Here is a 12,798-nt window from a genome sequence, read left to right as displayed (position 1 = left end):
TCCGTCACCGGGCCAGACTAGGCGCACAGATGATCAACTCCTCCACCTTGCGGAGTATGCGTGCCGGACGTGGATCGACCCTCCGGTTGACCCCCGCACCCTGCGGGTTTCCCTACGCTGGGTTGCGTGCAGCGCCTCTATGACTTCCTCCGCCGCCACCCGACCTGGGTCGACACCGCTTGGGCCGTCGTCCTGTTCGGGCTGTCCGGCGTGAGCGTGGTCAATATGAACGGGATGCCCGATCATCACGGCACGATCGCCTCCGGACTGTCCGTGTCCGCGGTGCTGTGCCTGGTCGTCGCGCTGCGCCGCCGGTTCCCGGAGCCGATGCTGCTGCTCGCCCTCGGGACCGGACTGGCCCAGCTGATCGTCGATGTCGAGACGACCGTCGCCGACTTCGCCATGCTGGTGATCACCTACACGGTGGCCACGGTCGGCGCGCGCTGGGCCTCCCGGATCGCCCTCGCCGCCAGCCTCGTGGCGGCGACAGTGGCACAGATACGCTGGCCGGCCGGGCACAGCAGCTTCTTCGGGCATGTCGCCCTCGCGGTGTTCCAGACGGTGCCCTTCGCGCTGGCCTGGGTGCTCGGCGACTCCATGCGCACCCGGCGCGCCTACTTCGCCCAGCTGGAGGAGCGCGCCGCCCGCCTGGAGAAGGAGCGCGAGGCGCAGGCCAAGGTGGCCGTCGCCGCTGAGCGTGCCCGGATCGCGCGCGAGCTGCACGACGTCGTCGCGCACAACGTGTCGGTCATGGTGGTGCAGGCCGACGGCGCCGCCTACGTCCTCGACGCCGCCCCCGACCAGGCGAAGAAGGCCCTGGAGACGATCTCCTCCACCGGCCGCCAGGCCCTGGCCGAGATGCGCCGCCTGCTGGGCGTGCTGCGCACCGGGGAGCACCAGGAGAGCGGGGAGTACGTCCCGCAGCCCGACGTCGAGCAGATCGAGGATCTGGTCGAGCAGTGCCGTGACGCCGGCCTGCCCGTCGACTTCAAGGTCGAGGGCACCCCGCGCCCGCTGCCCAGCGGCGTGGAGCTGACCGCGTACCGGATCGTGCAGGAGGCGCTGACCAACACCCGCAAGCACGGCGGGCCCAACGCCGGCGCGAGCGTCCGGCTGGTCTACTTCGACGACGGGCTGGGCCTGCTCGTCGAGGACGACGGCAAGGGCGCCCCGCACGAGATGTACGAGGAGGGCGGCGCCGACGGGCAGGGACACGGTCTGATCGGCATGCGTGAGCGGGTCGGCATGGTCGGCGGCACCCTGGACGCCGGGCCGCGCCCGGGCGGAGGGTTCCGCATCAGCGTGCTGCTGCCGCTCAAACCGGCGCGCTGAGCGCCGGCACTGACCCGCACTGTTCAAAACGACCGGAAACACCGAAAACAAACGGAAACAGAAGAGGACCCGATGACGATCCGCGTGATGCTCGTCGACGATCAGGTGCTGCTGCGCACCGGTTTCCGGATGGTGCTCGCCGCCCAGCCGGACATGGAGGTCGTCGCGGAGGCGGGCGACGGCGTCGAGGCCCTCCAGGTGCTGCGCTCCACCGCTGTCGACGTCGTCCTGATGGACGTGCGCATGCCCAAGCTGGACGGTGTGGAGGCCACCCGGCGGATCTGCGTCGAGCCCGACCCGCCGAAGGTACTGATCCTGACCACCTTCGACCTGGACGAATACGCCTTCTCCGGGCTGAAGGCGGGCGCCTCCGGGTTCATGCTCAAGGACGTGCCGCCCGGTGAGCTGCTGACCGCCATCCGCGCGGTGCACAGCGGCGACGCGGTGGTCGCGCCCTCCACGACCCGGCGGCTGCTGGATCGTTTCGCCCCCATGCTGCCCTCCGCGAACAGTCAGCCCCAGCACCAGGAGCTGGGGCGGCTCACCGAGCGGGAGCGCGAGGTGATGGTGCTGGTCGCGCAGGGCCTGTCCAACGGGGAGATCGCGGCCCGGCTGGTGCTGTCCGAGGCGACCGTGAAGACCCACGTGGGCCGCATCCTCACCAAGCTCGGCCTGCGGGACCGGGTGCAGGTGGTGGTACTGGCGTACGAGACCGGCCTGGTCCGGGCGGGCGGCGGCTCCGTCTGAGCGGCGCCCCGCATCCTCCGGCCCGGCGACGGCGCGCGGCCCCTGCCCGCTCAGCGCTGACGCCTCCGGGCCCCACGCGACGAGCGCGCACCGCCCGGTCCGGGCGACACGGCCCGGACCGGCCCTGCGAGCGGCGCGAGCCGCGCGCCTGCCACCGGCTGCACCGCAGGCGCACCACCGGCTGCACCGCAGGCGCACCACCGGCTGCACCGCAGGCGCGTCACCGGCGGCACCGCGCGCCGCACCTGCCGCGTCGGCTAGCCCCGGTTCGGCAGGCGGCTCGCGAAGTCCCGGGCCGCTGCGCGGACCTCGTCGGCCGTCCACTCCAGGCCCGCCGCGCGGACCGTGACCTCGGTGCAGGCCATGCCGGGGCCCCTGCCGTCCCAGGCGTCCTGGAAGAGCATCACCGAGGTTTCCTCGGCCTGGCGTACGGCCGCCTCCGCCGTCACGTCGGGCTCGTACGGCAGCCAGAGCTGGAACTCGTGGGTGTGCGGCACCTCGGGGTGCACCCGTGCCCACGGCAGCCCGGCCTCCGCGAACCCCTCGCGCAGCGCGGCGGCCACCACGCGCGCGTGCCGCACGTACTCAGGCAGCCGGGGCAGCTCACGCTCCAGCCCGACGAACGCGGACAGGGCCGTCGGGAACTGCTGGAAGACCATGCCGCCGTACCGGTGCCGCCAGGTCTTCGCCTCCTCGACCAGCGTGCGCGGACCGGCCAGCGCGGCGCCGCCGAAGCCGGCGAGGGACTTGTAGAACGACACGTAGACGCTGTCGGCCAGGCCCGCGATCTCCTCCAGGGAGCGGCCGAAGTGGTCCGTGCTCTCCCACAGCCGGGCGCCGTCGAAGTGCACGACCGCGTCGCGCTCCCGCGCCGCCTCGACGACCTCGGTCAGCTCCTCCCAGGAAGGCAGCACGAAACCGGCGTCCCGCAGAGGCAGTTCCAGCATCAGCGTTCCGAAGGGCTCGGGGAAGTCGCGTATCTCCTCGGCCGTGGGCAACCTCGGCTCGCTGGTCACGCGGACCGGGCGCAGGCCGCTGACCTGGCTGAACGCATGCCGTTCATGCACCTCGGGGTGAGCGAGGGCGTGCAGGGCCACCCTGGGGTCGCCGGTGCGGGCCGCCCAGCAGCGCAGGGCCACCTGCTGGGCCATCGTGCCGGTCGGGAAGAACGCGGCGGCCTCCGTGCCCAGCAGCGCGGCGACCCGCTTCTCCAGGGAGGCCACGATCCCGTCGCCGTAGACGTCCGTCGGCTCCTCCAGGTCGTACACCTCGGGTGCCGCCTCCACCAGCTGCGCGAGCCGTTCGCGGAGCGGATCCCGCCAGGACGCGTGCGACAGGACCCGCCGCGCCGCCCGGTTGGCGGCCATGCGCCGCTCCCGCATCCGCTCCGGCGCCGACCGCTCGTCGGCCGGCTGCTCGTCGCACCGTTCACCCATGCCGCTCATGACCTCGTCCGTCTCGCTCATGGCGGCGATCCTTCCGTGCCGGCGCCGCGCGGGCAGCCGGTTTTCCGCACGGCGTACACCTGGACGGGCCGGGAGCGGGAACGTGGGGAAGCCCACAGCCTGTGGACAGCCGAATGCCGCCGAACCGGATAGCGTTAACATGACGAGAAATCGTCCGGTACCCAGAGCGGACTGGAACGGGAAGGCCACCGTCGCGTGAGTACAGTCCACCAACCAGACCTCAAGGACCGCCCCGCGCGGCTCACCGTCGGCGTCGTCGGCGCCGGTCGCGTGGGCCCCGCGCTGGCTGCGTCCCTCCAGCTCGCAGGGCACCGCCCGGTGGCCGTGTCCGCCGTCTCCGACGCCTCCCGCAGGCGGGCCGAGACCATGCTCCCCGACGTGCCGGTCGTGCCGCCCGCCGAGGTCCTGCAACGTGCCGACCTGGTGCTGCTCACCGTCCCCGACGACACCCTGCCGGGGCTCGTCGCCGGGCTCGCCGAGACCGGGGCCGTACGGCCGGGCCAGCTGCTCGTGCACACCTCCGGCCGGTACGGTGCCCGCGTCCTCGACCCGGCCCTGCGCGCGGGCGCGCTGCCGCTGGCCCTGCACCCGGCGATGACCTTCACCGGCACCCCCGTGGACATCCAGCGCCTGGCGGGCTGCTCCTTCGGGGTCACCGCGCCCGAGGAACTGCGCCTGGCCGCCGAGGCCCTGGTCATCGAGATGGGCGGGGAGCCCGAGTGGATCAGCGAGGAGAACCGCCCGCTGTACCACGCGGCCCTCGCGCTCGGCGCCAACCACCTGGTCACCCTGGTCGCCCAGTCCATGGAGCTGCTGCGCACGGCGGGTGTCGAGGCGCCCGACCGGATGCTCGGCCCGCTGCTCGGCGCCGCTCTGGACAACGCGCTGCGCTCCGGCGACGCGGCACTGACCGGACCCGTCGCGCGCGGGGACGCCGGTACGGTCGCCGCGCACGTCACCGAGCTGAGCAAGCACGCCCCGCAGACCGTCGCGGGCTATCTGGCGATGGCCCGCGCCACCGCCGACCGGGCCCTGGCGCACGGCCTGCTGAAGCCGGAACTCGCCGAGGACCTGCTCGGCGTGCTCGCCGACGGCGGCGCCGGCGCGAGCCCCGGCTACGGCCCGGGCCCCGGCACGAACGGCACCGACGGCACGAACGGCCCCGAGGGGAACGCCTGATGACCACCGCCCTGCTCAGCACCGCCGAAGAGCTGCACACGCGCGTGCGCGTCGGCCGCCGTGCCGTCGTGATGACCATGGGCGCCCTGCACGAGGGCCACGCCACGCTGATCCGCACCGCACGCGAGATCGCCGGACCGGACGGCGAGGTCGTCGTCACGGTCTTCGTCAACCCGCTGCAGTTCGGCGCGGGCGAGGACCTGGACCGCTACCCGCGCACCCTCGAAGCCGACCTGAAGATCGCCGAGCAGTCCGGCGCCGACGCCGTGTTCGCGCCCTCCGTGGACGAGGTCTACCCGGGCGGCGAACCCCAGGTGCGCATCACCGCGGGCCCCATGGGCGAACGCCTGGAAGGTGCCTCGCGGCCCGGCCACTTCGACGGCATGCTCACCGTCGTCGCCAAGCTGCTCCACCTCACCCGGCCCGACGTGGCCCTGTACGGGCAGAAGGACGCCCAGCAGCTGGCCCTGATCCGGCGCATGGTGCGGGACCTGAACTTCGGCGTCGAGATCGTCGCCGTACCGACCGTGCGCGAGGAGGACGGGCTCGCCCTCTCCAGCCGCAACCGCTACCTGTCACCCGCCGAGCGCCGTACCGCGCTCGCCCTGTCCCGCGCGCTCTTCGCCGGCCGCGACCGGCACGCCGCGCAGGAGGCACTGCGGGCCCGGGCCCGCGAAGTGCCCTCCACGCGCGCGCGTGCCGAGGCGCTGAGCGCCATAGGGGAGTCCCGCGCGGCAGCCGACGCGCATGCCGTGGCCGCCTCGGCGCCGGGCTTCCCGGGGGCCGTCCGTGCCGCCGCCCGGCAGGTACTGGACGAGGCCGCCCGCCTCGACCCGCCGCTGCGGCTGGACTACCTCGCCCTGGTCGACCCGTCCGACTTCACCGAGATCGGCGACGACTTCACCGGTGAGGCCGTGCTCGCCGTCGCCGCCCGGGTCGGCGCGACCCGGCTGATCGACAACCTCCCGCTCACCTTCGGATCCCTCGGAGCCGCCTCGTGACCAGCACAGGCATACGACTGCACGCGCCCGCCCCCGGCTGGGCCATCTCCGCGGACGTGGTCGTCGTCGGCTCCGGGGTGGCCGGCCTCACCGCGGCGCTGCGCTGCCAGGCCGCGGGCCTGACGACGGTCGTCGTCACCAAGGCCCGCCTGGACGACGGCTCCACCCGCTGGGCGCAGGGCGGCATCGCCGCCGCCCTGGGCGAGGGCGACACCCCCGAGCAGCATCTGGCCGACACCCTGGTGGCGGGTGCGGGCCTGTGCGACGAGGAGGCCGTGCGCATCCTCGTCACCGAGGGTCCCGACGCCGTCCGGCGGCTGATCTCCACCGGCGCCCACTTCGACACCGACGACGAGGGCGACATCCACCTCACCCGTGAGGGCGGCCACCACCGCCGCCGGATCGCGCACGCGGGCGGCGACGCGACCGGCGCGGAGGTATCCCGGGCGCTCGTGGAGGCCGTACACGCGCGCGGGCTGCGCACGATCGAGAACGCGCTCGTCCTGGACCTGCTCACCGATGCCGACGGCCGCACGGCCGGCGTCACCCTGCACGTGATGGGCGAGGGCCAGCACGACGGCGTGGGCGCCGTGCACGCCCCCGCGGTCGTCCTCGCGACCGGCGGCATGGGCCAGGTCTTCTCGGCGACCACCAACCCGTCGGTGTCCACCGGCGACGGCGTGGCGCTGGCGCTGCGCGCGGGCGCGGAGGTCAGCGACCTGGAGTTCGTCCAGTTCCACCCGACCGTGCTGTACCTCGGCACCGACGCGGAGGGCCAGCAGCCGCTCGTCTCCGAGGCGGTGCGCGGCGAGGGCGCCCACCTGGTCGACGGCGACGGCGTGCGCTTCATGGTGGGCCAGCACGAGCTGGCGGAGCTGGCGCCGCGCGACATCGTCGCCAAGGGCATCCTGCGGCGGATGCTGGAGCAGGACGCCGAGCACATGTTCCTCGACGCCCGGCACTTCGGGGCCACGATGTGGGAGCACCGCTTCCCGACCATCCTGGCCGCCTGCCGCGCCAACGGCATCGACCCGGTCACCGAGCCCATCCCGATCGCCCCGGCCGCCCACTACGCCTCCGGAGGCGTGCGCACCGACGCCCACGGCCGGACCACCGTGCCCGGTCTGTACGCGTGCGGCGAGGTGGCCTGTACCGGCGTGCACGGCGCCAACCGGCTCGCCTCCAACTCCCTCCTCGAGGGCCTGGTCTACGCCGAGCGCATCGCCGCCGACATCGCCGCGACCCACGCGGAAAGCGGCCTGCACGCGCGCGTGCCGGTGCCGGTCCCCGACCCGGAGAAGCCCGCGCACCCGCTGCTCGCCCCCGAGGCCCGGTTCGCCATCCAGCGGATCATGACCGACGGCGCCGGAGTGCTGCGCTCGGCCGAGTCGCTGCAGAAGGCCGCCGACCAGCTCCAGCGGCTGCACGCCGAGGCCCGTGACGCCCTGGAGGAGAACGGCAAGACCGCCGAGCCCGGTGTCGACACCTGGGAGGCCACCAATCTCCTGTGCGTGGCCCGCGCCCTGGTGGCCGCCGCCCGGCTGCGCGAGGAGACCCGCGGCTGCCACTGGCGCGAGGACCGCGCCGACCGCGACGACAACGACTGGCGGCGCCACATCGTCGTACGGCTGAATCCGGACCGGTCGCTGGCCGTACGCACCACGGACACCGCAGAATTCCCCCCTACCGTCCCCCGAGCGGCAGCGGGCACCCCCATCCACCAGCGCCCCCAGGAGCAGTGACAGACGTGAGCACCGACGACCTTCCCCTCGTCCCGAACGGCGGCTGCGGCGACGGCTGCGCCTGCGGCGCGGAGGGCGACGAGGAGTACCTGGAGTGCGGTCTCGACCCCGCGCTCGCCCAGCTCCTGGCCGAGGCCGGACTCGACCCCGTCGAGGTGGAGGACATCGCCACCGTGGCCATCCAGGAGGACCTGGCCGGCGGCGTGGACGTGACGAGCGTCGCGACCATCCCCGAGGAAGCGGTGGCCACCGGCGACTTCACCGCGCGCGAGGCGGGCGTCGTGGCGGGCCTGCGGGTCGCCGAGGCCGTGCTCTCCGTGGTCTGCACCGACGAGTTCGAGGTCGAGCGGCACGTCGAGGACGGCGACCGCGTCGAGGCCGGGCAGAAGCTGCTGTCGGTCACCACGCGCACCCGTGACCTGCTCACCGCCGAGCGCAGCGCGCTGAACATCCTGTGCCGCCTGTCCGGCATCGCGACCGCCACGCGCGCGTGGGCGGACGTCCTGGAGGGCAGCCGGGCCCGGGTCCGTGACACCCGCAAGACCACCCCGGGCCTCCGGTCCCTGGAGAAGTTCGCGGTGCGCTGCGGCGGGGGCGTCAACCACCGCATGTCGCTGTCGGACGCGGCCCTGGTCAAGGACAACCACGTGGTCGCCGCCGGCGGTGTCACGCAGGCCTTCAAGGCCGTACGGGAAGCGTTCCCGGACCTGCCGATCGAGGTCGAGGTCGACACCCTGCACCAGCTGCGCGAGGTGGTCGACGCGGGCGCCGACCTGATCCTGCTGGACAACTTCACGCCCGGGGAATGCGAGGAGGCCGTCGCGCTCGTGGGCGGGCGGGCCCTGCTGGAGGCCTCCGGCCGGCTCACGCTCGGCAACGCGCGCGCGTACGCCGAGACCGGCGTGGACTTCCTGGCCGTCGGCGCCCTCACCCACTCCTCGCCGATCCTGGACATCGGCCTGGACCTGCGCGAGGCGGAGTAAGGCCGATGCTCCTCACGATCGACGTCGGCAACACGCACACCGTCCTCGGGCTGTTCGACGGCGAGGACATCGTGGAGCACTGGCGCATCTCCACGGATGCCCGCCGCACCGCGGACGAGCTGGCGGTGCTGCTCCAGGGCCTGATGGGCATGCACCCGCTGCTCGGTGAGGAGCTGGGCGACGGCATCGACGGCATCGCGATCTGCGCGACCGTGCCCTCGGTGCTGCACGAACTGCGCGAGGTGACCCGGCGGTACTACGGGGACGTCCCCGCGGTGCTGGTCGAGCCGGGCGTGAAGACGGGCGTGCCGATCCTCACGGACAACCCCAAGGAGGTCGGCGCGGACCGGATCATCAACGCGGTCGCGGCCGTCGAGATGTACGGCGGCCCGGCGATCGTCGTGGACTTCGGTACGGCGACGACGTTCGACGCGGTCTCCGCGCGCGGGGAGTACGTCGGCGGTGTCATCGCGCCCGGTATCGAGATCTCCGTGGAGGCGCTCGGCGTCAAGGGCGCCCAGCTGCGGAAGATCGAGGTGGCCCGGCCGCGCCACGTGATCGGCAAGAACACGGTGGAGGCCATGCAGGCGGGCATCGTGTACGGCTTCGCCGGGCAGGTCGACGGGGTCGTCAGCCGGATGGCGCGGGAGCTGGCCGACGACCCGGACGACGTGACGGTGATCGCCACGGGCGGGCTCGCGCCGATGGTGCTGGGAGAGTCCTCGGTGATCGACGAGCACCAGCCGTGGCTGACGCTGATCGGGCTGCGCCTGGTGTACGAGCGCAACATGTCCCGCATGTGAGGCGCACGCCCCGCGCACACCCGGAGTGAGGCGCACGCCCCGAAGGTGAGGTGTGCGCATGGCCCCGGCCAGGGGAAGGCGGCCCCGGTCGGGGGAAAGCCGTGGCGACACGCGGCGACACGGCGGTCCGATCCGTCACTTTTGTCCGATTAGCGGTAGCGTCGCCGCATGCCCACGCCATACGGATCCCGCGGCGGCATGGCGTTCGGCGTGGAGGAGCTGCGTGTGCTCCGCCGCGCTCTCGCCCTAGCCGTTCACCCAGGCCCCGCGTCCGCCGAGGACGTCCAGGACTGCTTCCGGCTCGCCGAGTCGCTCGACGATGCGATGCGCGAGGGCGCCCGGCTGCGCGCCTTCCTCGTGGCCGACCTCGGCCGCTACCGCGCCGCCCTGCCGGGCACCGCCGTCGGCTACCTCGCCCTCCTGGAGGAGGTCCTGGGCGCCGGGTACCGGCCGGCCCCGGACGATCTCGCCGCGCTCCGCGCCCTGCGGGGGAACCCGGTGGCCGCCGCGCTGCTGGACCGCTGCCAGGTGCTCGCCGAGCAGGATGTGCGGGCCCGGTTCGCCCAGGGCGCGCGCAGGGGTTCCGTGCCCGCCGTACCCCCGTCCAGAACCCGCCTGCTGGCCCTTCCCGGCGGTGCGGCCGAGTCGGTGGCGGAGCAGGCCGACGACCCCGGGAAATCCCCGCAGAGCCCGGCCCAGGACCCTTCCCGCAACCCCGAACGGAAGCCCGCGCCCAAGCCCGGACAGACCCCTGCGACGCGCCCCGCCGAGCGCCCGGCCGGCGAACCGGAACGCCCCAAGCGCCCCATCCCGACGCCGGGCGAGGTCTTCCCCCGCCGCAAGCCGCCCGCGCCGCCGGCCCCGCCGGCCGAGACGCGGCAACTGGTGGCGGGCTGAGCGTCCGGCCACCCAGCCTGCCCCCGGCCGTCCTGCCCACCCCACCCCACCCCGTCCCTCTCCCCTCCCCACCCCTCCCCATTCGTCCGTTCCCGCATGGCTACTCTGGACGCATGGACTACGTCTCCGCGCTCGTGCCCCCGGTCGTCATGGCCGTGTTCTTCGTCGGTTTGGTCCGGGTGATCGTGAAGACCCAGGGCGGTGCCGCCAAGGCCAAGGAGGATGCGGCCGTCGACGCCGCCCTCGCGCGCACGGAGAGCGCGCGTCAGGCCTCCGCCGCCGGCGACGCCTGACCAGGACCACCCGCACCCGAGGGCGTACGACTCCCCGCACTTCGCGAGTCGTACGCCCTTTTTGTCCCCACTTGTTGCCATAGAGCACGCCTGGCACGCCATTGCTCAGATTTAGCACTATTATTGTGAGCTGTGCCTCGCCCATTGGGAGAACTCGAAGACGCGGTCATGACGCGGGTGTGGAAGTGGAACCGCCCGGTGACCGTTCGAGAAGTCCTGGAAGACCTTCAGCAGGAACGCTCCATCGCGTACACCACCGTGATGACCGTTTTGGACAATCTCCATCACAAGGGCTGGGTCCGCCGTGAGGCGGAAGGGCGGGCCTATCGATATGAAGCCGTGTCGACACGAGCCGCCTACGCGGCTGCCCTGATGAACGACGCGTGGTCGCAGAGCGACAACCCGGCCGCCGCTCTCGTGGCCTTCTTCGGGATGATGAGCGAGGAACAGCGCCAGGCGCTCAGCGATGCCGTACGGATCGTCCAGGGACCGGAACTCCAGTCGCCGGAAACCCGGGAAGCGCCGGAAGCCCGGCAGGTCCGGGAAGCCCCGCAAGAGGAGAACCCCGGCTCGGCCGGGGAGGCCACCGGGCGATAGCGTCCGCTCATGTCAGCAGAGCATCCCGAAGTCCCCGCAAAAGCCATCACTGTCCGGCGGGCCCGGACCAGCGATGTCCCGGCCGTGCGCGCGCTCCTCGACGCCTACGTCCGAGACCGCATCCTGCTCGACAAAGCCACGGTCACGCTTTACGAGGACATCCAGGAGTTCTGGGTCGCGGAACGCGACGACAACGCCGAGGTGGTCGGCTGCGGTGCGCTGCACGTCATGTGGGAAGACCTGGCGGAAGTCCGCACTCTGGCGGTGAAGCCCGGGCTCAAGGGTGCCGGCGTGGGCCACCAGTTGTTGGAGAAGTTGCTGCAGACCGCGCGCTGGCTCGGCGTTCGCCGGGTATTCTGCCTGACCTTCCAAGTCGACTTCTTCGGGAAGCACGGCTTCGTGGAGATCGGTGAGACGCCCGTCGACACCGATGTGTACGCCGAGCTGTTGCGTTCCTATGACGAGGGCGTCGCGGAGTTCCTCGGTCTCGAACGAGTGAAACCGAACACCTTGGGCAACAGCCGGATGCTTCTGCATCTGTGATCGCCATTGCCCCGGTTCCCTATGTCCGAAACGCGCATGTTTCCGGACGGGAGCGGTCCCCGAGGTCTCTCCCGGGGGTTTGTGTTTTTCCGGCAAAAGCGGTTTGCTTTCCGACGTACTGCAGTACTGCATATAACAGGGGGCGGCGAAACGGGTGGACGCCGTACACCCCGGTCCTCACGTTATCGATGAAAGGAAAAGCCGTGGCACAGAAGGTTCAGGTCCTTCTTGTCGACGACCTCGACGGCGGCGAGGCGGACGAGACCGTCACGTTCGCCCTGGACGGCAAGACGTACGAGATCGATCTCACGACCGCCAATGCTGACAAGCTGCGCGGCCTTCTCGAGCCCTATGTGAAGGGTGGCCGTCGTACCGGAGGCCGTGCCGCGGGCGGGCGTGGGAAGGCGCGTGTCGCCCCCTCCGCCGGCAGCCAGGACACCGCGGCGATCCGTGCCTGGGCCAAGGAGAACGGTCTCGAGGTCAATGACCGCGGCCGTGTTCCCGCGTCCATCCGCGAGGCCTACGAGAAGGCCAACGGCTGATTTCGCCGACCGGCGGACGGCCCGGCGCAGGCGCGCCGCAGCCGGATCCGGTGGCACCGCGCTGCCACCGTGTCGACCAGCCGTACCAGATCGGGGGCGCTGCCCACGCGCCCCGCACCCCCCAGCGCCGACAGTGCCGGCAGCGAGGCCTCGACCTCGCACCCCGGCTCGGGGGGCCGCAGCCATACGGCGGCCCCCTCCACGCAACCAGCACCGTCGCGAGGGCATCGGCCGGGCGGGGCAGGAGCCTCGATCAGGCCGCCCGCGCCCAGGACCCGCAGGTCGAGCGCCAGCACGCTCCACTCCAGCCAGTCCAGCAGCCCCGGCAGTTCCTCCGCGCTGCCCGCGGCCACCAGCAGCCGCATCCGGTCCCCGCACAGGGCCACCGGAGAGCCCGGCGCGAGATGCCTCAGCGCCCCGGCACCCGCCTCGACCGGCACGTCCAGCACGTCGAACCGCACCCCCGTGAGCAGCCGCGGCGGCTGTCCGACGGGTCCGGGCACCATCGCCCAGCCCAGCTCGTTCTCGTACCAGCGCCGGGCCTCGGCCCAGCGCCGGGCCGCAGCCTCCGGGGCGTCCTGCGGGCCGCAGAAGTCGAGAGGCTGCCGGGGAAGGGGGACGATGGGAGTCGGGGGCGTGGAGACCGAGCCAACCATGACAAGTGCAACAGGTG

General features: G+C 72.7%; 14 protein-coding genes. 12 read left to right on the top strand and 2 right to left on the bottom strand.

The features are described from left to right. The first annotated feature begins 126 nt into the window (after positions 1-126). Together K7G59_RS24290 and K7G59_RS24285 are read left to right on the top strand one after the other, a co-directional pair. Positions 127-1,332 (top strand): sensor histidine kinase, encoded by a 1,206-nt coding sequence (locus K7G59_RS24290; RefSeq protein WP_225837646.1) that lies wholly within the window; start codon positions 127-129, stop codon positions 1,330-1,332. 72 nt (positions 1,333-1,404) lie between these two features. Continuing rightward, entirely contained in the window at positions 1,405-2,079 is a 675-nt protein-coding gene (locus K7G59_RS24285; protein ID WP_225837643.1) for a response regulator transcription factor, read from the top strand. A gap of 257 nt (positions 2,080-2,336) precedes the next feature. Here K7G59_RS24285 and K7G59_RS24280 read toward each other — a convergent pair whose 3' ends face one another. Continuing rightward, positions 2,337-3,545 carry a low specificity L-threonine aldolase gene (locus K7G59_RS24280; RefSeq protein ID WP_374114273.1) on the bottom strand — a complete coding sequence of 403 codons (1,209 nt, stop codon included), beginning with the start codon at positions 3,543-3,545 and terminating at the stop codon, positions 2,337-2,339. A 195-nt stretch (positions 3,546-3,740) separates the two neighbouring features. Between K7G59_RS24280 and K7G59_RS24275 the strand changes: the two genes are divergently transcribed. The 10 genes from K7G59_RS24275 (at position 3,741) to K7G59_RS24230 (ending at position 12,125) form a co-directional block, all read left to right on the top strand. Continuing rightward, positions 3,741-4,724, top strand: a complete 984-nt coding sequence (locus K7G59_RS24275; RefSeq protein WP_225837641.1) for a Rossmann-like and DUF2520 domain-containing protein — start codon at positions 3,741-3,743, stop codon at positions 4,722-4,724. Further along, positions 4,724-5,725, top strand: coding sequence for a pantoate--beta-alanine ligase (gene panC / locus K7G59_RS24270; RefSeq protein ID WP_225837639.1), 1,002 nt, complete (start codon positions 4,724-4,726; stop codon positions 5,723-5,725). The genes K7G59_RS24275 and panC overlap by 1 nt, the downstream gene beginning before the upstream one ends. Then, positions 5,722-7,467: an L-aspartate oxidase gene (locus K7G59_RS24265; RefSeq protein ID WP_225837637.1), complete on the top strand. Its 1,746-nt coding sequence runs from the start codon at positions 5,722-5,724 to the stop codon at positions 7,465-7,467. Before panC ends, K7G59_RS24265 begins: the two co-directional genes overlap by 4 nt. A 5-nt stretch (positions 7,468-7,472) precedes the next feature. Then, the gene (nadC, locus tag K7G59_RS24260; RefSeq protein WP_225837635.1) at positions 7,473-8,450 is read left to right on the top strand and encodes a carboxylating nicotinate-nucleotide diphosphorylase; all 978 of its coding nucleotides are present in this window, start codon (positions 7,473-7,475) and stop codon (positions 8,448-8,450) included. A 5-nt stretch (positions 8,451-8,455) separates the two neighbouring features. After that, entirely contained in the window at positions 8,456-9,253 is a 798-nt protein-coding gene (locus K7G59_RS24255; protein ID WP_225837634.1) for a type III pantothenate kinase, read from the top strand. A 198-nt stretch (positions 9,254-9,451) separates the two neighbouring features. Next, positions 9,452-10,150, top strand: a complete 699-nt coding sequence (locus tag K7G59_RS24250) for a hypothetical protein (protein WP_225837781.1) — start codon at positions 9,452-9,454, stop codon at positions 10,148-10,150. A gap of 113 nt (positions 10,151-10,263) precedes the next feature. Then, positions 10,264-10,443, top strand: a complete 180-nt coding sequence (locus tag K7G59_RS24245; protein WP_225837632.1) for a hypothetical protein — start codon at positions 10,264-10,266, stop codon at positions 10,441-10,443. 168 nt (positions 10,444-10,611) lie between these two features. After that, positions 10,612-11,040, top strand: a complete 429-nt coding sequence (locus K7G59_RS24240; protein WP_374114272.1) for a BlaI/MecI/CopY family transcriptional regulator — start codon at positions 10,612-10,614, stop codon at positions 11,038-11,040. 9 nt (positions 11,041-11,049) lie between these two features. Continuing rightward, positions 11,050-11,583, top strand: a complete 534-nt coding sequence (locus K7G59_RS24235; RefSeq protein ID WP_225837629.1) for an amino-acid N-acetyltransferase — start codon at positions 11,050-11,052, stop codon at positions 11,581-11,583. 203 nt (positions 11,584-11,786) lie between these two features. Beyond that, complete coding sequence (locus K7G59_RS24230; RefSeq protein WP_225837627.1) at positions 11,787-12,125, top strand: Lsr2 family protein; 339 nt, start codon at positions 11,787-11,789, stop codon at positions 12,123-12,125. Here the strand turns inward: K7G59_RS24230 and K7G59_RS24225 are convergent. After that, the gene (locus tag K7G59_RS24225) at positions 12,104-12,781 is read right to left on the bottom strand and encodes an SCO3374 family protein (protein ID WP_225837625.1); all 678 of its coding nucleotides are present in this window, start codon (positions 12,779-12,781) and stop codon (positions 12,104-12,106) included. The genes K7G59_RS24230 and K7G59_RS24225 overlap by 22 nt on opposite strands. Positions 12,782-12,798 lie beyond the last annotated feature (17 nt).

It is taken from the genome of Streptomyces sp. NK08204, from assembly GCF_020400585.1.
Taxonomy (GTDB): domain Bacteria; phylum Actinomycetota; class Actinomycetes; order Streptomycetales; family Streptomycetaceae; genus Streptomyces.
The sequence above is the reverse complement of the archived record's forward strand: the minus strand, read 5'-3'. Positions and strand labels throughout refer to the sequence as shown.